A 26,152-nucleotide genomic window follows, 5' to 3' on the forward strand; every position below is an offset into this window, starting at 1 on the left:
GTCGTCCTTCAGGTCTGCTGACTACAGCATGCACTAAGTTGAGTCTATTCCGCTCAACTTTCCGGGGTCCGGGTGGTTCGGGTCCCGGCACCCGGGGCCCGCGCAGTCCGGCTCCCCGCCGCCCGCCCGCCAGCGGCCCCCCGCCCGGCGGCCCCCCGCCCGGCGCCCGCCGGCCCCCGGGCCGCCGGCGCCGCCCGGCGGGTCAGCACCAGCAGCTCCCGGGCCGGCCCGCCCGGACGCTGTCCGGCGGGCCACACCGCGCGCAGCGGCCGCCGCAGGTCCAGCCCGTCCTCCAGCGGCACCTCCACCAGCCGCCGGCTCGCCAGCTCCTCCGTCACGGCCAGCTCGCTCAGGCAGACCGGCCCGGCGCCGGTCATCGCCGCCGCCTTCAGCGCGGTGGACGAGGCCAGCTCCAGCCGGGGCCGGGTCGCGCCCCCGAACGGCGCCAGCGCCATCTCCAGCACCTCCCGGGTGCCCGAGCCGGGCTCGCGCAGCACCAGCGGAGTGGCCGCCAGCTCGGCTCCGGTCAGCGGCGTGCGGCGGCGCGCCCACGGGTGCCCGGGCGCCACCACGACCACCAGCCGGTCGGCCGCCACCACCGCGCCGGCCAGCCCGGGCGGCGGGGACGGGCCCTCCACGAAGCCCAGGTCGGCGTCCCCGGCCAGGACGTGCCCGGCGACCTCGGCCGAGTTCGCCGTCCGCAGCGTCACCGCCGTCCCGGGGCTGGCCTCGGAGAGCGCCAGCAGCCAGCCCGGCATCAGGTACTCGGCGACGGTCAGACTGGCCACCACCGTGAGCTTGGCGTCCCGGCGCTCGCGCAGGGCGTCGATCCCGGCGTCCAGCGCCTTCGCCGCCTCCACCACGTGCCGGGCCCACTCGACGACCAGCCGGCCCGCCCCGGTGGGCCGGCTGCCGCGCGGCGAGCGTTCCAGCAGCGGGACGCCGATCTGCCGCTCCATGCCCTTGATCCGGGCGCTCGCGGTCGGCTGGCTGACGCCCAGCTCGGCGGCCGCCTGTCCGACGCTGCCCAGCCGGTCCACCGCGAGCAGCAGTTCCAGGGCGCCGAGTTCGGGGACGCGGGGGGAGAGGGCCATAGGTTCAGGCTATGCCCTCATAGGATCCGCGGCGCTACCGGCGGCCGGGCCCGGCGGGCACGGTGGAACCATGTCCACCCTGGCCGATGTCCGCCCGTTCCCCCGCTCCCCACGGCTCTCCCGCCCCGGCCGCCCGGCCGGTGCCGGCCGGCTCCCCCGGTTCGACCTCGCCCAGCTCGGCCCGAACTGGTACGCCGTGGTGATGGGCACCGCGATCCTGGGCAACGGCGCGGCCGTCCTCCCCGTCCGGCTGCCCGGACTGGTCGGGTTCGGTGAGGTGATGTGGGCGCTCGGACTCGCCGTCCTGCTGGTGCTGCTCGCGGCCCGGCTGGTCCACCTGACCCGGCACCGCGAGGCCGCCCGCACCCAGCTGCTGGACACCCCCGCCACCGCCGTCTTCTACGGCTGCCCGCCGATGGCCCTGCTCTCGGTCGGCCTCGGCACCCTGCTGCTCGGTTCCCGGGTGATCGGCACCGGCCCGGCGGTCGCCCTCGACGCCGTGCTGTGGGGCGCCGGCACCCTGTACGCGCTGGCCGTCGCCGCCGGCATCCCGTACCTGATGATCACCCGGCACCCGGTCTCCGCGCTGGAGGCCAATCCGACCTGGCTGCTGCCGGTGGTCGCCCCGCTGGTCGCCTCCGCCACCGGCCCGGCGCTCGTCCCGCACCTGCCGGCCGGCGGCCCCCAGCAGACCATGCTGTACGCCTGCTGGGCCCTGTTCGGGGTCGGTCTGCTGGCCACCCTGGTGCTGCTGCCGGTGGTGTTCACCGGGCTGTTCCACAGCAAGCTGCCGGCCCTGGCGCTCACCCCCTCGCTGTTCCTGGTGCTCGGCCCGCTCGGCCAGTCCGTCACCGCCGTCCACCAACTCGCCGACGCCGCACGCCCGGTGCTGCCCTCGCTGGCCCCCGCCATGCTCCCCTTCGCCGAGCTGTACGGCGTCGCGGTGATCGGCGTCGCGATGCTCTGGCTGCTCGTCGCGCTGACCGCCAACCTGCGCGCCCGCCGGGCCGGCATGCCCTTCGCGATGACCTGGTGGGCCTTCACCTTCCCGGTCGGCACCTGCGTCACCGGCGCCTCCGCCCTCGCCCGGCACACCGGGTTCGGCGGCTTCACCGCCCTGGCCACCGGCCTCTTCGTGCTGCTGGCCGGCGCCTGGGTGCTGGCCGCCGCCGGTACGGCCGCCGGGCTCGCCCGCGGACGGCTGCTGGCGCGCTGACCGCCAACCTGCGCGCCCGCCGGGCCGGTCGTGCACCCGCCGGCGCTGCAGGAACCCGCAGACCGGACCGCCCCGCAGGGGCCGGCCGGGCCTACCGGCGGGCGGCCGCCGCGCACCCCCGCCGGCCTCGCCCTCCACCGGAACCCGACCCACCGCCCGGGCCCGCCGGGCCTCGGCAGCCGTGCAGGTAGCTGCAATTGCGCGAACCTGCACTCGGGCGGCACTTGTCCACCGGCCGTCACACTGTGAGGGTGGAGCCACGCCAGGTCGTCCGGGCACCGCAGCCCGTCGGTGGCGACCGGCTCTTCGGAACTGCCCCGGGTGCAACGTCCCGCACCCGTGGAACGGGGGAAGAGCACCGGCCGGGGCCATGTGTGGTGATGGCACCCCGGACCGGATCCGTCGAGGCGTTGCTGCTCCGCCTCGACGGAGGCGTCCAGGCACTGGCGTGCCGACGGCGGCCCCCGGGCGCCACGGAGTGCGACGGCACCCGGCCCGGGGCCCGCCGTCCGACCGGCTCCGTGACCGCCGGCCCGGTGATCCCGCCGCGGCGGCGCCCGGTACCGTGATCACGCCCGGCGCACCGGCGGCGAGAACCGCGCCGCCCGCAGCGGGGGGCGGCCACCAGGGAGAAGCGTCCGGCAGGGAGTGTGCGACGTGACGGCGGAACCGGCGGTCGCGCCGCACCACGGACAGCCCGCGGGCGAGGAGCCCGACGAGGCCGCCCGGCAGCTGTACCTGGCGGTCCTCGCCGAGGGCGGCCGGATCCCCTACTCCGGGATCCGGGAGGCCGACCGGGAGCCGCTCCGACAGCTCATCGCCATCGGCCTGCTGCTGGCCAACCCGATGGACCACTGCTACACCGCCGTCAGCCCGCGTTCCGTCAGCGACCGCCTCGGCGCCGAACTCCGCAGCGAGGCCACCCGGCTGCTGGTGCGCGCCGAGAGCCTCCCGGGCTCCCTCGACGGCCTGACCCGCGCCTACGACGCGATGCCCCGCCCCTCCGGCCCGGCCGGCGGCGCCGTCCACGTCGAGGGCCACGTCCACATCCGGCAGCGGATCTCCCAACTGGTCTCCGACTGCCGGTCCGAGGTGCTCACCGCCCAGCCCGGCCACCGGCCCGCCGAGACCCTGCAGATCGCCCTGCGCCAGGACGTCCAGCTCCTGCAGCGCGGCTGCTCCCTGCGCACCGTCTACCAGCCCGTCGCCCTCGCCGACCGGCCCGCCCGCGCCTACGCCGAGGAGGTCACCCGGCACGGCTCCCGGATCCGGGTCCTGGACGAACCGTTCCAGCGGCTGATCGTCTTCGACCGCACCGTCGCGGTGATCTCCGCCAGCGACGACCACAGCACCGCGGCCTTCATCACCGACCCGGCCGCCATCACCTTCCTGGTCGGCGCCTTCGAACGGGACTGGGCCCGGGCGGACCCGGCCGGGTTCGCCGCCGGCGGCGGGCCCGCGCGCAGCGTCCCGGACCGCGTCGGCCGGCTCCTCGCCCGGGGGCTCACCCAGCGCGCCGTCGCCACCCGCCTGGGCCTGAGCGAGCGCACCGTCGCCGCCCACATCTCCCGCCTGCGCGACCGCCACGGCGCCCAGACCCTCTTCCAGCTGGGCTGGCTGATGCGGGGCGCCCGCGACGACCGGTGAGCCCTCCCCGGCCGGGCGCGGCCGCGCGGGGGGGCTCACGCGGCGGGCGACCGGGGCCAGGGGGTGACCGGTCGTCGGGACGAGCCCGGCCGGGCCCGGTGTGGCTCAGCCGGTGGCCGCGCCGGTGGGCCAGTAGCCGGTGACGGGGGGCTGCTGCCGGGGGACGTTGAACTGCTCGCCGGGGGCGGTCCAGAAGCCCTCGCGCAGGGACAGCGCCATGCCGGCCCAGTCCAGGGCGGTCTCCACGGTGTGGTTGAGCGCCTCCTGCGACCAGGTGTCGTCGAAGACCAGCGGCAGGACGGGGGCGACCTGCTCGATGGTGGCGATCAGCGGGTTGTGGGTGATCGCCTCGTCGACGAGGAGGACGATCGGCTTCCGCAGCGCCGAGGCCCATCCGAGTTCCAGGCTCACTCCGGCCGACAGCGGCGCGCCGACGTAGGCGAACACCAGGTCCGCGGACTGCAGCGCGCGGAAGTCGGACGGCACCCGGGGCTCGGGGGCCCGGCCGGCGACGGTCCAGGCGTCGCTGTGGTGCGCGCTGTAGACGGCGGCACCGCTGCGCAGCAGCGTGGTGCGCAGGGTCGTCAGCCGCGTCCGGCTGGCGAGCGTCACCACGCTGTCCGCGGGCCCGGTCAGCCGCATCAGCGGCGCGGCCAGGAACACTCGTGCACGCCGGCCTTCGGTGGCCTGGCTGTCGTGCTGACGCAGGTAGGGCTCGGTCATGTCGACTCCGGGGGAAGGCGTTGGCACTCGGCTGCTCGCCGCCGACGCTTGGTGTGGAGATTGGGACAGGGGGAAATCGTGCGGGTTTATCACTATTTCGATGCCTGTCATACGCGGCGTTCGGGAGGGAGGATCCCGGTGCTGCGGCGTGAGGACGCCAGTTGATCGTCCATCGGGCACGGGGTGCCAGTCCACTGATGCACGGTGTCATCCCTCTGCATGGCAGAGAGATGACACCCTCTTCGGGCTGGGCGCGACCGTGACAGCCAGATACGGCATGTGGCACGATCTGAGCGTTTGATTGTCTGTCGCCTGTTCATTCGACTGACAGGCCACTGAAGAGGATTGGGGTGTGCGCGTGTCTCGTCTGCGTAGGGCTGCCAAGGCGGCCGTGATGGCGATATCTGCGGGCGTCCTTACCGTGCTTGGCTTCGGACTGCTTGCCACCGGCCATGATGCCGATGGATCTGCCCATGTCAATCGCGCGGGGTTCGGGGTCGATGTTAGTACGACTTCGAATCAGGCAATGGGCACGGCTTTGGACGGCGAACACCAGTGGACATGACAGAATGAGGCTGACGAATCGTTATGCGCTGCCGGAAGCGGCGGGGAGGCATGGCGATTCGTCGGTCTCTTGTGACGAACGGGCCAGCGCCCAACCGAGTTGGAACAGCGATTCGACGTTGTAGTCCTCCCGCATCTCGGCCAGATGGCGGGCGAGGGTCCGTTCGCTGATGCCGAGCCGGCGGGCGATGACCCGGTGGTTGGTGCCCTCGAGCAGCAGGTCGATGATGGTCTGGCGCATCCGTGACACCACCTGTTGCGGCACGGTGCGTCCGCCGGTGAAGTCGAGACCGCGGTTCCAGTTGCGTTCGAACACCTCGTGCACGAGGAAGTGGATGACGGCGGGGTCGTGGATGAAGGCGGCCAGGTTGAGGTCCTCGGCGACCGGGATGGCGGCCAGCTGCCGGTCCACGATGATCAGCCTGGTGTACGGCTCGTCGAGGGTGCGGAACCGGCCGCCGGCCTCGGTGATCTTCGCGACGTAGTCCCGGGTGGGCGCGTGGTACCGCGTGCTCGGGTGGTAGATCGTGCGGACGGCGATCCCGCGCTTGAGATCGGCCAGGTCGTCGTCGAGCACCCGGGACAGGACGTCCGGCGGGCGCGGACCTCCCGGCTGGGCCGCGAGGATCTCCTCTTTCGCCGTGGTCACGGCGTGGTTGATCCGCTGGCTGATCAGCGCCTTGCCGCGGACGTACTCAATTGTTCCGCCGGAGGACTCCGGGCGGTGAAACGCGTCCGCGAGGCTCTGGAGGTCGCTCGGGACGGCTATCGCGCGCGACAGCAGTGCCAGTGCCTGACGCTGCCAGACCGCGCTCAGACCGGTGGCGAGCTGTTGCGGGTCGACCGCGACCAGAATCTGCGGATCATCCAGGTCGGGAGTCAGGAGACCGATGTCCAACAGCTCGCTGAGGTGGCTGTAGTCGTGCTCCGCGATTTCATTGCGGGCCGTCCGACCGCGCGTCCGGATAATCGCGAGGTAGAGATCATGCGCTCCGGCGGACAGGGTGCCCGTCGCACTGACCCCCGGAATGGCGTCGTTCCTCCCGTTCATTCACGGCTCCTTCTCGACGACCGAACCTGCCCTATGGCTGCACCCGAGCCCCATCGGTGATCCTAGATCCCGGAGTGGGATCTGGAAGTGGGCATTGTTCCACCATTGCGGAGTAGCGCTTCGATTGGCACCCTCTCACCACGACCAAACCGCCGGCACCCCCCAGGCGGAGGGAACCGGCGGCTGTCGGTGTTTCGGGCCCGGTCAGCGCTTGGGGCGCCAGACCACCAGGGCGCTGGAGTGCGGGGTGGGGGGCTGGTACGGGACGAGGTCGCGCCGGTAGGAGGCGTGCACGGCGGCCTCGCGCTGCTGGAGCGCGGTCGCGGCGCCCTCGAGGGAGTCGACCAGTTCGCTGATCCGCGACTGCAGGGCGGTGACCTGGTTCTCCAGCTCGATGATCCGCTTGATGCCGGCCAGGTTGATGCCCTCGTCCTGGGAGAGCCGCTGGACCTCGCGCAGCTGCTGGATGTCGCGGGCCGAGTAGCGGCGGCCGCGGCCCGCGGTGCGGTCGGGGCAGACCAGGCCGAGGCGGTCGTACTGGCGGAGGGTCTGCGGGTGCAGGCCGGAGAGCTCGGCGGCGACGGAGATGACGTACACCGGGGTGTCCTCGGTGAGCACGTACTGCGGCGGGGCCGCGGCGCGCCGGGGGCGGCGGTTGTCGCCGGGGAGGCCCTCGCCGATGCCGGGGCCGATCGGGCTGTCGGGGATCATCGGGGACATCTGGTCGTCACGCTCCCTTCGCCGCCCGGAACAGGGCGGCTCGCGGGTCGTCGGAGGCGGTGGCCTCGCGGTACTGCTCCAGGGCGTTCAGCGCGTCGCCGGTGACGTGCTGCGGCACCACGACCTCGACGGTGACGAGGAGGTCGCCGCGGGTGCCGTCCTTGCGGGTGGCGCCCTTGCCGCGGGCGCGCATGGTGAGGCCGTTGGCGCTGCCCGGGGGCAGCTTGAGCTTCACGGCGGGGCCGTTGAGGGTGGGCACCTCGATGGTGCCGCCGAGGGCGGCCTCGGGGAAGGTCACGGGGACGGTGACGGTGAGGTTGTCCCCCTTGCGGCCGAAGACCGCGTGCGGGTCGACGTGCACGGTGACGTAGAGGTCGCCGGGCTGGCCGCCGCGCTCGCCCTGCGCGCCCTTGCCCTTGAGCCGGATCCGCTGGGCGTCCTGGACGCCGGCGGGGATGCGGACCTGCATGGTGTGGGCCGAGCTGGCCCGTCCGCTGCCGTGGCAGTCGTTGCACGGGTCGTCGACGATCATGCCGCGGCCGCGGCAGTCCTTGCACGGCTCGGAGAGCGCGAACGCGCCCTGGCCGCGGCTGACGGTGCCGGCGCCGACGCAGGTCGGGCAGACCCGCGGGGTGGTGCCGGTCCGGGCGCCGGTGCCGTTGCAGGAGCGGCAGGGGGCCTGGCTGGTCATCCGGAGGGGGACGGTCGCGCCGTCGACGGCCTCCTCGAAGGCCAGGGTGACCTCGGTCTCGACGTCGGCGCCGCGCCGCGGCTGGGCCTGCCGGCCGCCGCGGTTGAACAGGCCGCCGAAGACGTCGCCGAGCCCGCCGGTGTTGGCGCTCTGGCTGCCGCTGAAGAGGTCGCCGAAGTCGAAGCTGTAGTTGCCGGCGCCCGCGCCGGGGCCGCCGGCCCGGAAGCCGCCGTTGGCGAAGAGGCTGCGCGCCTCGTCGTACTCCTTGCGGCGCTTCTCGTCGGAGAGGACGTCGTAGGCCTCGGAGATGTCCTTGAAGCGGTCCTCGGCCTTGCTGTCGCCCTTGTTGGCGTCCGGGTGGAACTCGCGGGCGAGCTTGCGGTAGGTCTTCTTGATCTCGGCGGCGGTGGCGTCCTTGGGCACGCCGAGGACCTTGTAGTAGTCCTTCTCCACGTAGTCCTTGCCGCTCATGCGTCCACCTCGCTCCGCCCGGCAGCCGCTGCGCGCCACGCGCACCTCTGAACGGTCCGCCCGCTGCGCTCGCTCACGGCTCCCGCCACCTCCCGATGTCCATCGTCGCTGTGCTGTCGACGGGCCGTCCGCCGGCCGCCGTCGACAGCGCGCTGCGGAGCCGGCCGCCGTCATGGCCGGCGTACGACTCCGCAGCGCACTGGTTGTCAGCTGTCACAGGTTGTCAGCTGTCAGCTGTCCGAGCCACCGTCGGACGCGTCCTCGTCACCGGACTTGGCGTCGCCGTCCGGACCGGCCGTCGTCTGGGTGCCCGGCTGGGGCTCCGCGACGGCGACCATGGCGGGGCGGATGATCCGCTCGCCGATCCGGTAGCCGGGCTGGAGGATCTGCACGCAGGTGTCCTCGGTGACGTCCGAGGAGTAGCTGTGCATCAGGGCCTCGTGCATGGTCGGGTCGAAGGGCTCGCCCTCCTTGCCGAACTGCTGCAGGCCCAGCTTGGCGACGACCGTCTCCAGGGACTCGGCGACGGACTTGAAGCCGCCGGTGACCTCGCCGTGCTCGCGGGCGCGGCCGATGTCGTCCAGGACCGGGATCAGGGACTCCAGGATGTTGGAGACCGCGATCTCGCGGACCGTCAGCCGGTCGCGCTCGACCCGCTTGCGGTAGTTCTGGTACTCGGCCTGCAGGCGCTGCAGGTCGGCGGTGCGCTCGCCGGCCTCGCGCTTCGCGGCGGCCAGGTCGTCGGCACCGTCGGCGTCGGAGGAACCGCCCGCGGCGGCCTCCTCGGCCGCCTTGATCACGGCCTCCTCGGCGGCGGAGTCGTCGCCGGGCTTGCCGCCCTGCGGCTTGTCCGTCATGCCGACGCACCGCCCTTGGGCTTCTCGTCGTCCACGATCTCGGCGTCGACGACGTCGTCCTCGGCCTTGGCCTGGGCGGAGTCGCCGGCCGGGGCCGCACCGGCGGCGTCGGCGTTGGCGTACAGTGCCTGGCCGAGCTTCTGCGCGGTGGTGGACACCTTCTCGGAGGCCTCGCGGATCTTCGCGATGTCCTCGCCCTTCAGGGCCTCCTTGAGCTCGCCGACGGCGGTCTCGACCTCGGTCTTGACGTCGGCCGGGAGCTTGTCGGCGTTGTCGGCGATGAACTTCTCGGTCGAGTAGACGAGCTGCTCGGCGGAGTTGCGGGTCTCGACGGACTCGCGGCGCTTGTGGTCCTCCTCCGCGTACTGCTCGGCCTCGCGCATCATGCGCTCGATGTCGTCCTTCGGCAGCGCGGAGCCGCCGGTGACGGTCATCTTCTGCTCCTTGCCGGTGCCGAGGTCCTTGGCACCGACGTGCATGATGCCGTTGGCGTCGATGTCGAAGGTGACCTCGATCTGCGGCAGGCCGCGCGGCGCCGGCGGGAGGCCGGTCAGCTCGAACATGCCGAGCTTCTTGTTGTACGCGGCGATCTCGCGCTCGCCCTGGTAGACCTGGATCTGCACGGACGGCTGGTTGTCCTCGGCCGTGGTGAAGATCTCGGAGCGCTTGGTCGGGATCGTGGTGTTGCGCTCGATCAGCTTGGTCATGATGCCGCCCTTGGTCTCGATGCCGAGGGACAGCGGGGTGACGTCGAGCAGCAGGACGTCCTTGACCTCGCCCTTGAGGACACCGGCCTGGAGCGAGGCGCCGATGGCGACGACCTCGTCCGGGTTGACGCCCTTGTTGGCCTCCTTGCCGCCGGTCAGCTCGCGGACGAGCTCGGCGACGGCGGGCATGCGGGTCGAGCCGCCGACCAGGACCACGTGGTCGATCTCGGAGAGCGCGATGCCGGCGTCCTTGATCACGTTGTGGAACGGGATCTTGCAGCGCTCCAGCAGGTCGGAGCTGAGCTGCTGGAACTGGGCGCGGGTGAGCTTCTCGTCCAGGTGCAGCGGGCCCTCGGCCGAGGCCGTGATGTAGGGCAGGTTGATCGAGGTCTCGGAGGACGAGGACAGCTCGATCTTGGCCTTCTCGGCGGCCTCGCGCAGACGCTGCAGGGCCATCTTGTCCTTGGACAGGTCGACGCCGTGGCCGGCCTGGAAGACCTTGACCAGGTGGTCGACGACCTTCTGGTCCCAGTCGTCGCCGCCGAGGTGGTTGTCACCGTTGGTGGCCTTCACCTCGACGACCCCGTCGCCGATCTCCAGCAGGGAGACGTCGAAGGTGCCGCCGCCGAGGTCGAAGACCAGGATGGTCTGGTCGTCCTTGTCGAGGCCGTAGGCCAGGGCGGCCGCGGTCGGCTCGTTGACGATGCGCAGGACGTTGAGGCCCGCGATCTCACCGGCCTCCTTGGTGGCCTGGCGCTCGGAGTCCGAGAAGTACGCCGGGACGGTGATGACGGCGTCGGTGACGGTCTCGCCCAGGTAGGCCTCCGCGTCCCGCTTCAGCTTCTGCAGGATGAAGGCGCTGATCTGCTGGGGGTTGAAGTCCTTGCCGTCCAGGTTGATCTTCCACCCGGTGCCCATGTGGCGCTTGACCGAGCGGATGGTGCGGTCCACGTTGGTGACCGCCTGGCGCTTGGCCACCTCGCCGACCAGGACCTCGCCGTTCTTCGCGAAGGCCACGACGGACGGAGTGGTCCGCGCGCCCTCGGCGTTCGTGATGACGGTGGGCTCGCCACCCTCCAGAACGCTGACGACCGAGTTCGTCGTACCGAGGTCGATGCCGACCGCGCGTGCCATCGTAGATACCTCCACGGAAGAGTTGAGCTTTACGGGCTCAAGGATGCATGACCCGACGGGTCGCGTCAACAGGTATGAGTCCGGGTGGCTCAACTTTGCTGAGCCCTGTCCTGCGGTGCGGCCGGCGGGCGGATGTGGCGGGCGTGGGGTTACGTGACTGCCGCCATAGCTTGAGAACCTTCTGGAGGACTGTGGGTGGGCGGTATTGTCCGGGCCGTCGGCCCGGCAAGTTACCGACGAGTACACTTACTTCAGAACCACAGAGACTGCTCAACAGCAAGCCGCAGGAGACGGAGAGCCGATGCAGCTAGCAGCGATCGTCATCTCGCTGGTCACGTTCGTGATCGGCACCGCGCTCGCCGCCCGTGCGGCGTTGTACATCTTCAAGGTGGTGCGGACCGGTCAGGCGGACTCCACCCGCTTCGGGCAGCCCGCCCAGCGGGCGAAGACCGTCGCCGTCGAGTTCGTCGGCCACACCAGGATGAACCGCTGGGGGATCGTCGGCATCGCCCACTGGTTCGTGGCGGTCGGCTTCTTCAGCCTCGTCCTCACCGTGGTCAACGCCTTCGGCCAGCTCTTCGACGCCGAGTTCGCGCTCCCGATCATCGGCCACTGGCTGCCGTGGGAGATCTTCGTCGAGCTGGTCGGCACCCTGACCACCCTGGGCATCGCCACCCTGATCGTGATCCGGCTGCTCAGCCTGCCCTCCCGGGCCGGCCGCAAGTCGCGCTTCGCCGGCTCCATCGCCTGGCAGGCCTTCTACGTCGAGTACACGATCCTCGGCATCGGCATCTGCATCCTGATGCTGCGCGGCCTGGAGGGCGCCCTGGCCGGCGTCGACTCCTACGACCCGGCGTACCTGGTCTCGTACCCGATCGCCGCCGCCTTCGACGGCGTCGCCCACGGCACGCTGGCCAACCTGGTCTACCTCTTCGCGATGCTGAAGATCTGCATCTCCTTCGCGTGGGCGACCACCATCGGCCTCAACCCCTCGATGGGCGTGGCCTGGCACCGCTTCCTCGCCTTCTTCAACATCTACTTCAAGCGCGAGGAGGACGGCGGCACCGCGCTCGGCGCCCTGCGCCCGATGACCAGCGGCGGCCAGCCGATCGACTTCGAGGACCCGGCCGACGACGCCGTCTTCGGCGTCTCCCAGGTCGAGCACTTCTCCTGGAAGGGCATCCTCGACTTCTCGACCTGCACCGAGTGCGGCCGCTGCCAGTCGCAGTGCCCCGCCTGGAACACCGGCAAGCCGCTCTCGCCCAAGCTGCTGATCATGAGCCTGCGCGAGCACGCCTTCGGCAAGGCCCCCTACCTGCTCGCCGGCGGCGGCAAGGACATGGAGGGCGAGGAGAAGGCCACCCCCGAGCAGCTCGCCGACGTCCCCGCGGCGGCCCTGGCCGAGGCCGAGCGCCCGCTGATCGGCACCGCCGAGGAGAACGGCGTCATCGACCCGGACGTCCTCTGGTCCTGCACCACCTGCGGCGCCTGCGTCGAGCAGTGCCCGGTGGACATCGAGCACATCGACCACATCGTCGACATGCGCCGCTACCAGGTGATGATCGAGTCCTCGTTCCCGACCGAGGCCGGGACGATGCTCAAGAACCTGGAGAACAAGGGCAACCCGTGGGGCATGGCCACCAAGGCCCGCCTGGACTGGGTGAAGGAGCTCAAGAAGGAGACCGGCATCGAGGTGCCGGTGATCGGCGAGGACATCGACCCCGCCGAGGTCGAGTACCTCTACTGGGTCGGCTGCGCCGGCGCCCTGGAGGACCGCGCCAAGAAGACCACCAAGGCCTTCGCCGAACTGCTGCACACCGCGGGCGTGAAGTTCGCCATCCTCGGCAAGGAGGAGTCCTGCACCGGTGACTCCGCCCGCCGCCTGGGCAACGAGTTCCTCTTCCAGATGCTCGGCGCCCAGAACGTCGAGACGCTGAACGCGGCCCTGGAGGACGCCCCGGTCAAGCGGATCGTCGCCACCTGCCCGCACTGCTTCAACACCATCGCCAACGAGTACCCGCAGCTGGGCGGCCACTTCGAGGTCATCCACCACACCCAGCTGCTGCAGCACCTGATCGACGAGGGCAAGCTCGTCCCGGTCAACCCGGTCGAGGGCCTGATCACCTACCACGACCCCTGCTACCTGGGCCGCCACAACAAGGTCTACAGCCCGCCGCGCGAGATCATGGACAAGGTCCCCGGTCTGCGCCAGCAGGAGATGCACCGCCACAAGGAGCGCGGCTTCTGCTGCGGCGCCGGCGGCGCCCGGATGTGGATGGAGGAGCGCATCGGCAAGCGGATCAACACCGAGCGCGTGGACGAGGCGCTGTCGCTCAACCCCGACATCGTCTCCACCGCCTGCCCGTTCTGCCTGGTGATGCTCTCCGACTCGGTCAACGGCAAGAAGAACGAGGGCGCGGCCAAGGAGCACCTGAAGGTGGTCGACGTCGCCCAGCTGTTGCTCGACTCGGTGAAGGCCACCCCGCCGACCGAGGCCGAGGAGCCCGCGACGGTGGACGCGTAGCGTCCCCTGTTCGACAGTTCTGCAACAACTGCCCGGCCCGGGGGGCGTCGCGAGAGCGCCCGCCGGGCCGGGCTTTTGGCGCCGATCGGGGGTGCGCGGCGGAGCGCGCGGAGGGCAGGACTCGTAGGGGAGTGGTGCCAATCGCACGGCCGCCTGACTGCGTCCCCGTTGGAAGGAAATACAGTAGGCGCCAGACCGGCCCCGTGCCGGTCGACCCGTTCCGGACCGCCGGACGGGTCCAGACCACCGACGGAGGTATCGGCCCGCCGGGCCGGGCCGCGGAGAGCACAAGGGGAACAGCGCAGACCATGACCGAGGCGATCATGCTGGTCGGTGGTAAGGGCACGCGACTGCGTCCGCTGACCACCCACACCCCCAAGCCCATGCTGCCGGTGGCGGGCGTCCCCTTCATCGCGCACCAGCTGGCCCGCGCGGCCGCCGCCGGCGTCACCCGCGTCGTGCTGGCCACCTCCTACCTGGCCGAGGTCTTCGAGGACCACTTCCAGGACGGCACGCCGTACGGCATCGAGCTGGTCTACCTGACCGAGCGCGAGCCGCTGGGCACCGGCGGCGCCATCCGCAACGCCGCCTCCGGGCTGACCTGCGGCCCCGACGAGCCCGTCCTGGTCTTCAACGGCGACATCCTCTCCGGCGTCGACATCGCCGCCCTGCGCGACGGCCACGTGGCCGCCGGGGCCGACGTCACCCTGCACCTCACCCGGGTCGAGGACCCGCGCGCCTTCGGCCTGGTGCCGACCGACGCGAACGGGCGGGTGCTGGAGTTCCTGGAGAAGCCGGAGACGCCGGAGCAGATCGTCACCGACCAGATCAACGCCGGCTGCTACGTCTTCACCCGGTCCGTCATCGACCGCATCCCGGCCGGCCGGGAGGTCTCCGTGGAACGCGAGACCTTCCCGGAGCTGCTGGCCACCGGCGCGCTGCTGCGCGGCGTCGTCGACACCTCCTACTGGCTGGACCTCGGCACCCCGGCCGCGTTCGTCCGCGGCTCCGCCGACCTGGTGCTCGGCAAGGTCGACTCCCCGGCCGTCCCCGGGCCGACCGGCGACGCCCTGCTGCTGCCCGGCGCCACCGTCCACCCGGGCGCGGTGCTCAGCGGCGGCACCGTCGTCTCCGAGGACGCCGTGGTCGAGCCCGGCGCGATCGTCGAGGGCAGCGTGATCCTCCCGGGCGCGGTGATCGGCCCGGACACCCTGGTCAAGGACTCCATCGTGGGCGCCTTCGCCACCGTCGGCGCCCGCTCGGCGCTGGACGGCGCGGTGATCGGCGACGGCGCGATCGTCGAGTCCGACAACGAGCTGCCGAACGGCATCCGGATCGCCTGCGGCACCCTGCTGCCGGTCGGCGCGGTCCGCACCTCGGCCGGCCCGGGCGGCTGCCCGGCCGGCACCGCGGCCGCCGCCGCCGTGCACGGCCCGTCGGTCACCGCACAGCGGTAGGACCCGGACCGGACCCGGCACCCGCGGCGTGCAGCCCGGGCGCCCGGGTGCGGCCGGCATTCCCGACCCGTTCGTCTCAGACTCGCTGCAAACCGGCCCCGGCTGCGAACCGGGCGTACGCGGACCGGGCCGGACGGGTACCGTCGGACCGTGGCTGGTAATCGATACGACAGCGGTCAGGGCGCCGACCCCCACGGCGGGTGGGCGCCCCCTCCGCCGCCGGCGGGGGCACCCGGGGGGCACGGGGGGACGGACGGGCCGGAGTACTTCACGGCCCCGCACCGGGGGGCGGCCGGGGGAGCCGACGGAACACCGGGGGGCTTCGGCGCGCCCGGTCCGCAGGGCGGCGGGTACGACCCGTACGCCGCCGACCGGCCCGGCAGCACCCGGGCCTTCCCGGCCGGTGACCCGTACCCGCAGGAGCCCCACCAGGGGTACTACGACCAGGGCGGGTACCCCGGGCAACCGGGCCCGCCGCAGCAGGGCTACGGCCAGGGCGACCAGGGCTACGACCAGGGCGGCTACCACCCCGGCGGCTACGGCCAGGAGGGCCACGGCGCCGGGCAGCAGCCCCCGTACAACCAGGACAACGTCACCGTCTACCGGGCCGGCGGCCAGTCCGCCCCGCACGTCTCCGGCCCCCGCCCGCACTGGCGCGAGCTGCTCGTCGGCGTCTTCCGCGCCCCGGGCGCGACCTTCGACCGCACCCGCGACCACCAGGTCTGGCTGCCCGCCCTGACGGTGTCGATGCTCTACGGCGCCCTCGCGGTCCTCGGCATCGGCCTGACCCACGACGACATCGTCAACTCGACCTTCACCGTAGCCCTGACCGGCATCCTCGCCGCCGCGATCGGCTTCACTCTGGCCGGCGCGGTCTTCGGCGCGGTCACCTACGCGCTGGCCCGCCAGCTCGGCGGCGACGGCCCCTGGAAGTCCACCGTCGGTCTGGCCGCCCTGATCGGCTGGCTGACCGACGCCCCCCGGCTGCTGCTCGACCTGGTGCTGCCCTCGGGCAGCGTGGTGGTCCAGGTCGCCGGATGGGCCACCTGGGCGCTCTGCGCGTTCCTGCTGAGCAGCATGGTCCGGCGGGTGCACGACCTCCCCTGGGGCAAGGCGGCGGCCGCCGCGGCGGTGCAGCTGCTCGCGCTGCTGGTGCTGATCAAGCTGCCGACGCTGGGCTGAGCCCGCCCGCCCCGGTGCCGGGCCGCCCGGCCCCGCGGCACCGGTCCGGGGCCGGCCCCGGACCGGGGTGCGCGATCATGCCGCCGCGCCCCGGACGGCACAATGGTGGACGGGCCCCGGGTCGTACCGGGCCCGTCCACCCCCGTCGTTCACGTACCGGAGCCAGGAATGACCCTCCCCACCACCCACGTCAGCTTCCCGGCCGGGGCGGTGACCGGCGAGTCCCCGGTGCTCGCGGTGCACCCGCTGGCCGACGGCCGGTACGCCGTGGTCACCGCGGCCACCCCGTTCCACCCGCTCGACCACACCTGGCCCGACCAGCCCGCCGACCTCGGCACCCTCGCCGTGGACGGCACCGAGCTGGCCGTCGTCGACTGCCTCACCGGCGCCGTCGGCCCGGACGGCGGCGCGCCGCTGGTCGGTGCCGACATCCCGGTCCGGCGCGGCGACGAGGAGTGGTCCTGGCTGGTCCTGCACGTCCTCGCGACCGACCCGGGCGACCTCGTCGGACGCACCGCGGTGCTCACCGTCGACGCCGGCCGCCGGGCCGCGCTCAGCGCCTCGCACAGCGGCTGCCACCTGCTCGCCCTCGCCCTCAACGAGGCCCTCGCCCCGCGCTGGCGCAAGGACCCGGGCCGCTCCGACGCCCTCGGCCACCCCGACTTCGACAGCCTCGCGATGGCCACCTCGGTGATGGACACCGAGGCCAGCACCGACACCTACCGGCTCGGCAAGTCGCTCAAGAAGAAGGGCTTCACGGCGGACGCCACCGAGGAGCTGCCCGCCCTCGCCGACGCCCTGCCCGCCCTCACCGAGGCCGTCAACGCCCGGCTCGCCACCTGGGTCGCCGCCGACGCCCCGGTCCGCATCGAGGTCCCCGGCCCCGAGCTCACCGCCCGCCGCCAGTGGCACTGCGAGCTGCCCGAGGGCGGCGCGCAGATCTTCTGCGGCGGCACCCACCTGCACCACCTCGGCGAGCTGGCCGAGCTCCGCACCGAGCTGCGGCTCTCCGAGGACGGCACCGAGCTGGTCGCCGTCACCAGGCCGAAGCGGGCCTGACCGCCACCGGGCCCGGCCCGGGAACGCCGCGGGCGGCCGCCCCTCGTCAGTCGAGGGGCGGCCGCCCGTTGTCGCGCGTGCTGTTCCGGTCGGGCCGGTCAGACCCGGGTGCGGTGGAAGTTCAGGTACGAGCGGGACGGCGTAGGGCCGCGCTGGCCCTGGTAGCGCGAGCCGTAGCGCTCCGAGCCGTACGGGTGCTCCGAGGGCGAGGAGAGCCGGAACAGGCAGAGCTGCCCGATCTTCATGCCCGGGTACAGCTTGATCGGCAGCGTCGCGACGTTGGACAGCTCCAGCGTCACGTGCCCGCTGAAGCCGGGGTCGATGAAGCCGGCCGTGGAGTGCGTCAGCAGGCCCAGCCGGCCCAGGCTCGACTTGCCCTCCAGCCGGGACGCCACGTCCTCGGGCAGCGTGATGACCTCGTAGGTCGAGGCCAGCACGAACTCGCCGGGGTGCAGGATGAACGCCTCGTCGCCCTCGGGCTCGACCAGCCGGGTCAGGTCCGGCTGCTCCTCGGAGGGGTCGATGTGCGGGTAGCGGTGGTTCTCGAACACGCGGAAGAAGCGGTCGAGGCGCACGTCGATGCTCGACGGCTGGATCATCGACGGGTCGAACGGGTCGATGACGACCCGGCCCAGGTCGATTTCGGTCCGGATGTCCTTGTCAGAGAGCAGCACGCTTCGAGGTTACGTGCACGACGGGGCCCCGGACGAATCCGCCCGGGGCCCGTTCCGTCCTCACGCCGACCGTCAGGCCAGGAACTCCGCGGCCTCCAGCCGCAGGGCCTGCGCCAGTTGCGGCGCCGACAGCTCCCGCACGTCGGCCAGCACCGAGCTCCGGAGCCGTCCGCACTGCGGACAGCGGATCAGCCGCCCGGGCCCGAGCCGGCCGGGTCCGAGGTTCTGCATCGGGAACGTGGTGGTGCTGAACAGGTGCCCCTCGGCACAACGAACGACGGCGCGCTGCTCCATCGGTCCCCTTCCCATCCCTAACCCAGTACTCACCCGTACTCATCGCGCCCCGGTGGCCCAAGGCCCCGGGACAGCGTCACATTAGGGGATGTTCCGGACATTCCACACCGTGGCTCGCCGCCCCGACCCCACCCGCCGGAGCACTCCTACGCGGCCCACACAGTACGCCTCCGCGCGCCCCCGGCCGCGCTCCGCCACGTCCCCGGGAGGCCTGTGCGGCGAGGGTCACGGATGGGGTACAGTGATGCTGGATCGAGCGGTCTATGACGGCTCGTCAGGCGGGCGTAGTTTAATGGTAGAACATGAGCTTCCCAAGCTTAGAGCGCGAGTTCGATTCTCGTCGCCCGCTCCATTGAGAAAGCCGCAGGTCAGGTGACCTGCGGCTTTTCTGTTGTCCCGGTGGGGTGTCGGCGGGGTCCCCGTGCGGTGCCGGCGGGATCCCGCCCGGGCGGCGGCGGGGTCAGGGGGTGTCGAGGAAGGCGCGGACGGTCTTGGTGAAGGCCTCGGTCTCCTCGGCGAGGACGATGTGGCCGGTGTCGAACTCGGCGTACTCGCTGGTGGGCAGGGCCGCGTGGAGGCGGCGGGCGTTCCCGACCGGGACGGTGGCGTCCCGGGTGCAGCCGATCACCAGGGCGGGGGCCTCGACGCGGGGCAGCAGCGGGGTGAGGTCCAGGCTGAGGTCCAGGGCGATGTGGCGCAGGGTGCCGGGGGTCGGCCGCATGTAGGCGGTGTTGGCCTCGACGGCCTCGCGGCCGATGCGGTTGAGGAAGCCGCCGCTGAAGGCGGTGAGGGTGGCGTAGCCGCCGAAGGCGTCGGGGTGGTCGGCGAGCGACAGCCAGGTGGCCATGGACAGCCGCATGTACTCGTCCTGTTCGGCGCTGATCCAGCCGGCGGCGGCGACCAGGCGGCGGACCTGGTCGGGGCGCAGGGCGGCCGCCGCGGTGGCGACGACGGCGCCGAGGGAGAAGCCGAAGACGTCGGCGGGGCCGCGGCCGGCGTCGTCGATGACGGCGTTGACCTGGGCGGCGAGGGTCTCCAGGGTGAGCTCGGCGCCGTCGTCCTCGGCGGCCTCGCTGCCGGAGAGGTCGGGCAGCAGCACGGTGTAGCGGTCGGTGAAGGCGTCCAGCAGGCCGTCCCACATGCCCGAGCCGGGGCCGGTGCCGTGCACCAGGGCGAGGGTGTCGGGGCCGTCGCCGACGACGCGGTAGGGGATGCGGGCGGTACCGACGGTGATGGTGGGCATGGCTGGGTCCTTTCGAGGAGGTCCTGGTGGGGACCGGCGGGTGGTTCGGCGCTGTCGGCCCGGTCCTGCCGGTCCCTGGCGACAAGAAGTAAACTACACGGTGCAGATCATTGATTCAACTGCACCGTGCAGTGCACTTTGCTTCGCGGTGATGCCGGCGCCCCGGGGCGCGGCGGAGGGTGAGGGAATGGTGAGAGTGGAACTGTCCGTCCACGGTCACCGTCCAAGCAGTGATGGAATCCCAGCCCGGCCCGGAAGCCGGGAGGAGCGCGGAGGGCCCAGTGCAGTCAGGTGGTGCCGAACTGAACGTCGGATTACCGGTCGGGTGTCAGGACCGCGTGCCGGTCACGTCGCCCCTCGGGCCCCCCGTCAGGATGGCGACGATCGATCAACTCGACGCCGCGGAGCGCTGCGAGGCGCTGCTCCAGGACACCCTGGACGCCGTCCGGCCGGCGCTGGTCTGGGAGCCGGCCGCGCCGAGGGCCGGAGCGCGGCTGCCGCTCCCGGGGCAGGACCCGGACCTGCACTGGTACGTCACCAGGGGGAGGGACGTCCGCACCGTCGTCTCGGCGGCCCGCCGGGCGGTGCTGGTGGACGTGGTGGAGCGGCACTGGCGCCGGCGCGGCTGGACGATCACCTCGCTGAACGCCGGGCGGGACCGCCCGGGCGTCACCGCCGTCACCTCGGACTGCTACCGACTGGTGCTGCGCTTCGGCGAGTTGGGCGAGGTCGGGCTCACCGCGGGCTCGCCCGGGGTGCTCCGCTCGGAGCGGCTGCCGTCGCCGCCGCAGGCCGCCGGGCGTGCCCCGGTGCCGCTGCCGGACGTCTGCTGCCCGCACTGGAGCGCGATGTTCTGAGCGGGAGCCCGAAGGGAAGGGGGAGGCGCGGAGCGAGTCCCCCCGGACCCGCTCCGCACCGCCTCGTCGCACGGCTTCGGCGCGGCCGCTCCCCCCGACTCCCCGGCAGCCCCGCCGTTTCCCCCCTGGCAGCACCCTCCGGCGAGAGCGCCCTGCACAGGCCCCGGCGAGCCCCCACCCCCGGGGACGTCGTTGATCTCAAGCTAACAAACCGCGTGGTTGGTTTGTCAATACCCGGATCCACGAAACATCCACAAACGTGATGGTCGGTTCGAGCGCGGCTGCAGGGCTCGGACCAGCGGATCGAGGGCCTCGGAGGGCCCGGGCGGCCCCGGGGCGCACGCCGTGGCGGGCGGCACCGTCGATGGACATGGCAGTGGAACCCGACATTCCGTGCATCACGGCAGCACGGAGGGACACCGCGTGAGCGCTGAGCGCAGCCGGTGGCCCGAAGGCTCGACGGACGGGGGCGGGGCAGTGCCGCGGCCCCTCCGGCGGGGTGGGCGCCCGGTTCAGCGCAGCAGTCGGCGCTCCTTGGCCACCGCCACCGCGCCGGCCCGGGTGTCCACGCCCAACTTGTCGTAGATCCGGCCCAGATGGGTCTTCACCGTGGCCTCGCTGATGAACAGCGCCCGGGCGATCTCCCGGTTGCCCAGCCCCTGCGCCAGCTGCGCCAGGATGTCCTGCTCACGCTCGGTCAACTGCGGTGCGGGCGCCCGCATCTGCGCCATCACGCGGGACGCGACCGGCGGCGAGAGCACCGTCCGGCCCCGGGCCGCGGCGTGCACGGCGGCGAACAGCTCCTCGGGCCGCTCGGCCTTCAGCAGGTAGCCGGTGGCGCCGGCGGCGATCGCCCGGGTGATGTCGGCGTCGGTGTCGTAGGTGGTGAGCACCAGGACGTGCGGTCCGCCGCCGGCCGTGGTGATCCGCCGGGTGGCCTCGACCCCGTCGATGCCGTCGCCGAGTTGGAGGTCCATCAGCACCACCTGGGGCGCCAGCGCGGCGGCCAGCGCGACGGCCTCCTCGCCGGTGCTGGCCTCGCCGACGACCTCGATGTCGCCCGCGCTGGCGAGCAGTGCCAGCAGGCCGGCGCGCACCACGGCGTGGTCGTCGCAGACCAGCAGCCGGACGGGGGAGTCGGGGGCGGTGCTCATCGGGGCTCCAGGGGGATCGCGGCGGAGACCACAGTGCCCTCGCCGGGGGTGCTCTCCACGGTCAGCGTCCCACCGAGCTGGCGCAGCCGGGCGCGCATCGCCGACAGCCCGTACCCGCGGCCGTCGGACGTCCCGGTCGAGCCGGGTGTCCCGGACGTGCCGGTGGTGCCCGCCGTGCCGGACGTGCCGGTGGTGCCCGCCGTGCCGGCCGTGCCGACCGCGCCGGTCGTCGCCGGGTCGAAGCCGCGGCCGTCGTCGGCGACGTCCAGGACGGCCTGGTCGCCGAGGAACGACAGCGTGATCGCCGCGGTCGACGCCCCGGCGTGCTCCCGGACGTTGGCCAGCGCGCCCTGGGCGATCCGCAGCAGCGCGGACTGCACGGCGGCGGGCAGCGGCACGGGCGGGCCGTCCAGGTGGAAGCGGACCGGCAGGCCGCTCTCGGCCTCCTCCCGGTCGGCCAGGGCCCGCAGCGCCCCGTCGAGCGGGCGGCCGTCGGCGAGTTCGGCCGGTGCGAGGTCGTGGACGAAACGGCGCGCCTCGGCCAGGTTGCGGGCCGCCACCCGGGCGGCGGTCCGGACGTGGGTGCGGGCGGTCACCGGCTCGGTGTCCCAGGTGCGTTCGGCGGCCTGGAGCAGCATCTGCTGGCTGGACAGGCCCTGCGCCAGGGTGTCGTGGATCTCCATCGCCAGCCGCTCGCGCTCCGCGAGGGTGCCCTCCCGCCGTTCGGTGGCGGCGAGTTCGCGCCGGGTGTGCACCAGGTCGGCGATCAGGGCGCGCTGCCGGGCGGCCTGCCGGGCCATGAACAGGAAGACGCCGGTGGCGAGCGCCGCCACCGTGGGCGGCAGCAGGACGAGGGTGGCGTCCGCCCCGTCCGAGAGCCGGATCTCGGCGATCACCACCAGCAGGGTCAGCGCCGCCACCAGCGGGATCGCGGCCCGTGCCGGCAGGGCCCGCAGCACGGTGTAGACGAGCGGGACGGCGCACCAGGCGAAGCTCGGCGCGAGCAGCACCAGGACCACCCACAGCGCGAGCACGGCCACCAGCGGCCACGACCGCGGCCGGGCACCCGGGGCGGGCGGGCGGTGGTGCGCGAGCCAGGAGCCGGCCGGCTGGACGACGGCCAGTGCGGCGCTCAGCCCGATCACCCAGGGGATCCGGGGGGTGCCGTGGTGGTGGGAGAGGTAGCGGCTGAGCGAGGCGGCGAGCAGGAGCAGGAAGGCCGAGTCGAGCAGCACCGCCAGGCGGCCCGCGTCCGGGTCGCCGGTGTCGCGGCCGGCGGCGGGGCGGCCGGTCGCGGGGCGGGGTCGTCGCACGGGTGGCTCCTGGCTGGGCGGGCGGTCGGGGTGCCCGGCCGGGCTGGCGCACCGACCGGCCGGCGGGCCGGTCACCGCGCCGACCTGCACCGATCCCTCGATGGTGACCCGCCGGGCCCGGTCCCGCATCAGCCGATCGGTTGACGGCGTCGTCCTCCATCATGCCCGCGCGGTCGCGCCGGAGCGCCGATGTGGCAGGGCGGGGCCCGGCCGGAGGATCGAGGGGAGCCGGGCGGACCCCCACCGCCCGGCCCCAGACGCCGATCCGCTGAGGAGCTGGACCATGAAGAAGATCTCCGTGCGCACCCGGGTGCTGACCGGCACCCTCGCCGCCGCCGCGCTCGCCGCCACCGTGGGCGCCGTTTCGGCCAGCGCCGAGACCTCCGAGACGCCGGCCGCCCCGGCCGCGGTCAAGGCGGACACGCAGAACCGGAACCTGGCCCAGACCACCGGTCTGTCCCTGGACGCCGCCACCCGCGCCGCCCAGGCCACCCTGGACGCGGCGACCAAGGCCGGCCAGCACGTCTCGGTCGCGGTCGTCGACCGGGACGGCGTCACCCGCGTCCTGCTCAAGGGCGACGGTGCCGGCCCGCAGTCCCCCGAGTCGGCGCAGCGCAAGGCGTTCACCGCCGTCTCCTGGAACGCGCCCACCTCGGAGCTGACCAAGCGGCTGGCCCAGGCCCCGACCCTCAAGGACATCCCGGGCACGCTGTTCCTGGCCGGCGGCGCTCCGGTGCAGTCGAAGGGCGCGCCGGTCGCGGCGATCGGTGTCGCGGGTGCGCCCAGCGGCGACCTGGACGAGCAGTTCGCCCAGGCCGGCGTCGCCGCGCTGGCGAAGTGACGCCCGCCAGCCGGTCGTCCCGCTCCCGGTGGCCGGGGCGGGGCGCCGGCCGGGGCGGCGCGCTCGGGCCCGTCCCCGGCCCCGGGGGGAACTGCCCGTTCGAGTGAAGATCGAGACGGTCTCCGCAGAACACGGAGCGGTCCTCTGAAAAGCCGGTGCCGCTGTCAGTGCCGCGTGGCAGGCTTCCCGGTATGACGGCGTGGACCCTCAACGACATCGAACGTGCGATCCGCTCCTCCTGGGGTGTCGACACCTGTGCGCCCGAGGACCTGGCCCACTGGCGTCCCGACAATCCCGCCCGCGGCCAGTGCGGGGTGACGGCGATGGTGCTGCACGACCTGCTCGGCGGCGAGCTCATGATGGGCGAGGTGCACGTCGGCGGGGTCCGGACGGACCTGCACTGGTGGAACCGCTTCGCCACCGGCGTCGAGATCGACCTCACCCGGGAGCAGTTCGGCCCGGACGAACTGGTCGGCCCGGGCCGACCGGTCGCCCGCCCGGCCCGCCCCGGCCGGCTCCAGGCCCAGTACGAGCTGCTGCGCCACCGGGTGGTCGCCGAGCTGGAGCACGGCCGCGCCCGCTTGCCGGAGCGCGCCTGCGCGTGAGCGCTCCCCGCCGGTCCTCCTGACGTACAGTCGGCCGCGCGCACGGCGCCGGTGACGGCCGCCGTGGCTGCGGTGGTGACGTCCACGGCGGGGCGCCGTGGTGAGGACGGCGAGGGGAGTGCGCGATGACCGCGACGAGGGTGGGCTTCGTGGGGCTGGGCGCGATGGGGCAGGGGATGGCCGGCAGCCTGCTGCGGGCCGGCCATGCCGTCCGGGTGTGGAACCGCTCGCCCGGCCCGGTGGCCGCCCTGGTCGCCCGGGGTGCGGAGCCGGCCGGATCGCTCGCCGAGGTGTTCGCGGCCGACACCGTGGTCTCCATGCTCGCCGACGACGCGGCCGTCGAACGGCTGCTCCTCGACCCCGGGCTGCTCGCGGGCGCGACGGCGACCCTGCACGTCAACATGGCCACCGTCTCCGTGGCGCTCGCCGAACGCGCCGAGGCGCTGCACGCCGAGCACGGCGTCGGTTACCTGGCCGCGCCGGTGCTCGGCCGGCCCCCGGTCGCGGCGGCCGGCCGGCTGAACGTCTTGGCCGCGGGCGCCCCCGAGCTGCTGGCCCGGGCCGAGCCGCTGTTCGCCGCGATGGGCGAGCGCACCTGGCACTTCGGCGACCGCCCCCGGCAGGCCAACGCGGCCAAGATCAGCGCCAACTTCCTGCTGGCCTGCGCGATCGAGTCGATGGCCGAGGCGTGCACGCTGGCCGAGGGCCACGGTGTCCGGCCGGGTGACCTGATCGGGATGCTCACCGCCACGCTCTTCCCCGGGCCGGTGCACACCGGGTACGGCGCGATGATCGCCGAACGCCGTTACGAGCCGGCCGGGTTCAGGCTCCCGCTGGGCCTCAAGGACGTCGGCCTCGCGCTGGAGGCCGGTGCCGCGCAGCACGTCCCGCTGCCCTTCGGCGGCATCCTGCGGGACGCCTTCCTGGACGCCCTGGCCCACGGCGACGGCGACAAGGACTGGTCCGCCGTCGCGGAGGTCGCCCGCCGCCGGGCCGGCCTGTCCGATTGAGGCGCCCGCGGGCGGCGGCGACCGGCGGCACCCGTTCGGCACCGCCGCACCCGGGAACGTGCTCGGAGCGCGTTCGGGCGAGGGCGCCCGGGGGAGCGCGTACCAGGGCGCGGGAGCGGAATAACCGGCGCGAGGGCCGTGCTCGCACCTCTGTCCGCACCACCAGACCGGGGAGTTCCGATGGCCGACCAGCCGGCCGGCGCCGAGGCGCCGCGCAGTTTCCTGTTCCTCGACGCCAGTGCCCGGGAGGACGGCAACTCCGGGCGGCTCGCCCGGCTGGCCGCGGAGGCGAGCCTGCCGGCCGGGGCGGAGCAGCGCTGGCTGCGGCTGAGCGAGCACCCGCTGCCGCCGTTCCAGGACCTGCGGCACACCGGGGACGGCCGCTACCCGGAGCCGGTCGGCCACGAACTGACGCTGCTGGAGGCCACCCTGGCCGCCACCGACCTGGTCTTCGTCGCGCCGCTGTACTGGTACTCGCTGCCGAGCAGCGCCAAGCTCTACCTCGACCACTGGTCGGCCTGGCTGCGGGCGCCCGGGGTGGACTTCCGCGCGGGCATGGCCGGCGGCACGCTGTGGGCCGTCACCGCCCTCGCGACCGAGGACGACAAGGCCGATCCGCTGGTCGGCACGCTCCGGCTGACCGCCGAGTACTTGGGGATGCGGTGGGGCGGCGCGCTGATCGGCAACGGCAGCCGGCCGGGGGACGTGCTGCGCGACGAGCGGGCGCTGGTTTCCGCCAAGTCCTTCTTCGCCGGCTGACCGGCCCCGGACCGGTCGCCGGCCCGCCCCCGCGTCGGTCATCGGGCCGCCCCGGGCCCGGTCGTCGGCCCGTCGCCCGAACGCCGTCGGGCGGCGCTCCCGGGGCCCGGGGGCCGGCCTCCGCCGCGGTGGTGTTCGCGGAATGTTCACACCCGTGGTCGCTTCACGCCGCGCAGGGCCGTGCGGTACGGTCCTCCGGGCGTGTACCCGTCAGCCAACGTCATGTTTCGGTAAAGGCCAAAAGCCTTGTGTGTGGACGTAGTTGGACGATTCGGGCGCGCCTGTTCCCTGAGCGGACCCCGGCG

The 26,152-nt window shown here is 73.3% G+C and carries 22 protein-coding genes, 1 tRNA gene and 1 pseudogene; 12 read left to right on the plus strand and 12 right to left on the minus strand.

Annotation, left to right across the window (positions count from 1 at the left end):
• Positions 1-53: 53 nt before the first annotated feature.
• Entirely contained in the window at positions 54-1,094 is a 1,041-nt protein-coding gene (locus tag ACIA8Q_RS10430; protein ID WP_396316987.1) for a LysR family transcriptional regulator, read from the minus strand.
• 70 nt (positions 1,095-1,164) lie between these two features.
• Here ACIA8Q_RS10430 and ACIA8Q_RS10435 point away from each other — a divergent pair, with 70 nt between their 5' ends.
• Positions 1,165-2,310 (plus strand): TDT family transporter, encoded by a 1,146-nt coding sequence (locus ACIA8Q_RS10435; protein WP_360205830.1) that lies wholly within the window; start codon positions 1,165-1,167, stop codon positions 2,308-2,310.
• Positions 2,311-2,967: 657 nt separating this feature from the next.
• Complete coding sequence (locus ACIA8Q_RS10440; protein WP_360205827.1) at positions 2,968-3,957, plus strand: LuxR C-terminal-related transcriptional regulator; 990 nt, start codon at positions 2,968-2,970, stop codon at positions 3,955-3,957.
• 105 nt (positions 3,958-4,062) lie between these two features.
• On the opposite strand, the gene ACIA8Q_RS10445 is transcribed toward ACIA8Q_RS10440, so the two are convergent.
• The 6 genes from ACIA8Q_RS10445 to dnaK form a co-directional block, all read right to left on the minus strand.
• A complete protein-coding gene (locus ACIA8Q_RS10445) occupies positions 4,063-4,680 on the minus strand; it encodes a hypothetical protein (RefSeq protein ID WP_360205824.1) in 618 nt (205 codons plus the stop codon).
• Between the two features lie 586 nt (positions 4,681-5,266).
• Positions 5,267-6,295, minus strand: a complete 1,029-nt coding sequence (locus tag ACIA8Q_RS10450) for a helix-turn-helix domain-containing protein (protein WP_360205821.1) — start codon at positions 6,293-6,295, stop codon at positions 5,267-5,269.
• A gap of 204 nt (positions 6,296-6,499) precedes the next feature.
• Entirely contained in the window at positions 6,500-7,015 is a 516-nt protein-coding gene (locus ACIA8Q_RS10455; protein WP_360205818.1) for a heat shock protein transcriptional repressor HspR, read from the minus strand.
• Positions 7,016-7,022: 7 nt separating this feature from the next.
• Positions 7,023-8,177, minus strand: coding sequence for a molecular chaperone DnaJ (gene dnaJ, locus ACIA8Q_RS10460; protein ID WP_360205815.1), 1,155 nt, complete (start codon positions 8,175-8,177; stop codon positions 7,023-7,025).
• 230 nt (positions 8,178-8,407) lie between these two features.
• The gene (gene grpE / locus ACIA8Q_RS10465; RefSeq protein ID WP_360205812.1) at positions 8,408-9,034 is read right to left on the minus strand and encodes a nucleotide exchange factor GrpE; all 627 of its coding nucleotides are present in this window, start codon (positions 9,032-9,034) and stop codon (positions 8,408-8,410) included.
• Positions 9,031-10,875, minus strand: a complete 1,845-nt coding sequence (dnaK, locus tag ACIA8Q_RS10470; RefSeq protein ID WP_360205809.1) for a molecular chaperone DnaK — start codon at positions 10,873-10,875, stop codon at positions 9,031-9,033. Before dnaK ends, grpE begins: the two co-directional genes overlap by 4 nt.
• Before the next feature lie 301 nt (positions 10,876-11,176).
• Here dnaK and ACIA8Q_RS10475 point away from each other — a divergent pair, with 301 nt between their 5' ends.
• The 4 genes and pseudogenes from ACIA8Q_RS10475 to ACIA8Q_RS10490 all read left to right on the plus strand — a co-directional run bounded on the left by ACIA8Q_RS10475 (position 11,177) and on the right by ACIA8Q_RS10490 (position 17,097).
• The gene (locus ACIA8Q_RS10475; RefSeq protein ID WP_360205806.1) at positions 11,177-13,399 is read left to right on the plus strand and encodes a heterodisulfide reductase-related iron-sulfur binding cluster; all 2,223 of its coding nucleotides are present in this window, start codon (positions 11,177-11,179) and stop codon (positions 13,397-13,399) included.
• 308 nt (positions 13,400-13,707) lie between these two features.
• Positions 13,708-14,781: pseudogene (locus ACIA8Q_RS10480) on the plus strand (sugar phosphate nucleotidyltransferase); the annotation flags it as partial.
• A gap of 225 nt (positions 14,782-15,006) precedes the next feature.
• On the plus strand, positions 15,007-16,038 hold the full coding sequence (locus tag ACIA8Q_RS10485) for a Yip1 family protein (protein WP_360205804.1): 1,032 nt from the start codon (positions 15,007-15,009) through the stop codon (positions 16,036-16,038).
• Positions 16,039-16,206: 168 nt separating this feature from the next.
• Positions 16,207-17,097, plus strand: a complete 891-nt coding sequence (locus tag ACIA8Q_RS10490; protein ID WP_360205801.1) for a metal-dependent hydrolase — start codon at positions 16,207-16,209, stop codon at positions 17,095-17,097.
• 98 nt (positions 17,098-17,195) lie between these two features.
• On the opposite strand, the gene dcd is transcribed toward ACIA8Q_RS10490, so the two are convergent.
• Together dcd and ACIA8Q_RS10500 are read right to left on the minus strand one after the other, a co-directional pair.
• A complete protein-coding gene (gene dcd, locus ACIA8Q_RS10495; protein WP_360205798.1) occupies positions 17,196-17,771 on the minus strand; it encodes a dCTP deaminase in 576 nt (191 codons plus the stop codon).
• A gap of 72 nt (positions 17,772-17,843) precedes the next feature.
• Positions 17,844-18,065: a hypothetical protein gene (locus tag ACIA8Q_RS10500; RefSeq protein ID WP_360205795.1), complete on the minus strand. Its 222-nt coding sequence runs from the start codon at positions 18,063-18,065 to the stop codon at positions 17,844-17,846.
• A 278-nt stretch (positions 18,066-18,343) separates the two neighbouring features.
• On the opposite strand from ACIA8Q_RS10500, the gene ACIA8Q_RS10505 reads away from it, so the two are divergent.
• Positions 18,344-18,417, plus strand: a tRNA-Gly gene (locus tag ACIA8Q_RS10505).
• 108 nt (positions 18,418-18,525) lie between these two features.
• Here ACIA8Q_RS10505 and ACIA8Q_RS10510 read toward each other — a convergent pair.
• Positions 18,526-19,308: an alpha/beta fold hydrolase gene (locus ACIA8Q_RS10510; protein WP_396316988.1), complete on the minus strand. Its 783-nt coding sequence runs from the start codon at positions 19,306-19,308 to the stop codon at positions 18,526-18,528.
• 374 nt (positions 19,309-19,682) lie between these two features.
• Here ACIA8Q_RS10510 and ACIA8Q_RS10515 point away from each other — a divergent pair, with 374 nt between their 5' ends.
• On the plus strand, positions 19,683-20,165 hold the full coding sequence (locus ACIA8Q_RS10515) for a hypothetical protein (RefSeq protein ID WP_360205789.1): 483 nt from the start codon (positions 19,683-19,685) through the stop codon (positions 20,163-20,165).
• A gap of 512 nt (positions 20,166-20,677) precedes the next feature.
• Here the strand turns inward: ACIA8Q_RS10515 and ACIA8Q_RS10520 are convergent.
• Both ACIA8Q_RS10520 and ACIA8Q_RS10525 read right to left on the minus strand, forming a co-directional pair.
• Entirely contained in the window at positions 20,678-21,319 is a 642-nt protein-coding gene (locus ACIA8Q_RS10520; protein ID WP_360205786.1) for a response regulator transcription factor, read from the minus strand.
• Positions 21,316-22,761, minus strand: a complete 1,446-nt coding sequence (locus tag ACIA8Q_RS10525) for a sensor histidine kinase (protein ID WP_396316989.1) — start codon at positions 22,759-22,761, stop codon at positions 21,316-21,318. Before ACIA8Q_RS10525 ends, ACIA8Q_RS10520 begins: the two co-directional genes overlap by 4 nt.
• A gap of 154 nt (positions 22,762-22,915) precedes the next feature.
• Here ACIA8Q_RS10525 and ACIA8Q_RS10530 point away from each other — a divergent pair, with 154 nt between their 5' ends.
• From ACIA8Q_RS10530 to ACIA8Q_RS10545, 4 genes are all read left to right on the plus strand, one after another.
• Entirely contained in the window at positions 22,916-23,473 is a 558-nt protein-coding gene (locus tag ACIA8Q_RS10530; protein WP_360205781.1) for a heme-binding protein, read from the plus strand.
• A 191-nt stretch (positions 23,474-23,664) separates the two neighbouring features.
• Positions 23,665-24,078, plus strand: coding sequence for a hypothetical protein (locus ACIA8Q_RS10535; protein WP_360205778.1), 414 nt, complete (start codon positions 23,665-23,667; stop codon positions 24,076-24,078).
• A 125-nt stretch (positions 24,079-24,203) separates the two neighbouring features.
• Positions 24,204-25,088, plus strand: a complete 885-nt coding sequence (locus tag ACIA8Q_RS10540) for an NAD(P)-dependent oxidoreductase (protein WP_396316990.1) — start codon at positions 24,204-24,206, stop codon at positions 25,086-25,088.
• Between the two features lie 180 nt (positions 25,089-25,268).
• Positions 25,269-25,847 (plus strand): NAD(P)H-dependent oxidoreductase, encoded by a 579-nt coding sequence (locus tag ACIA8Q_RS10545; protein ID WP_360205773.1) that lies wholly within the window; start codon positions 25,269-25,271, stop codon positions 25,845-25,847.
• Positions 25,848-26,152 lie beyond the last annotated feature (305 nt).

The organism is Kitasatospora sp. NPDC051705 (assembly GCF_044453265.1).
Classification (GTDB): Bacteria; Actinomycetota; Actinomycetes; order Streptomycetales; family Streptomycetaceae; genus Kitasatospora.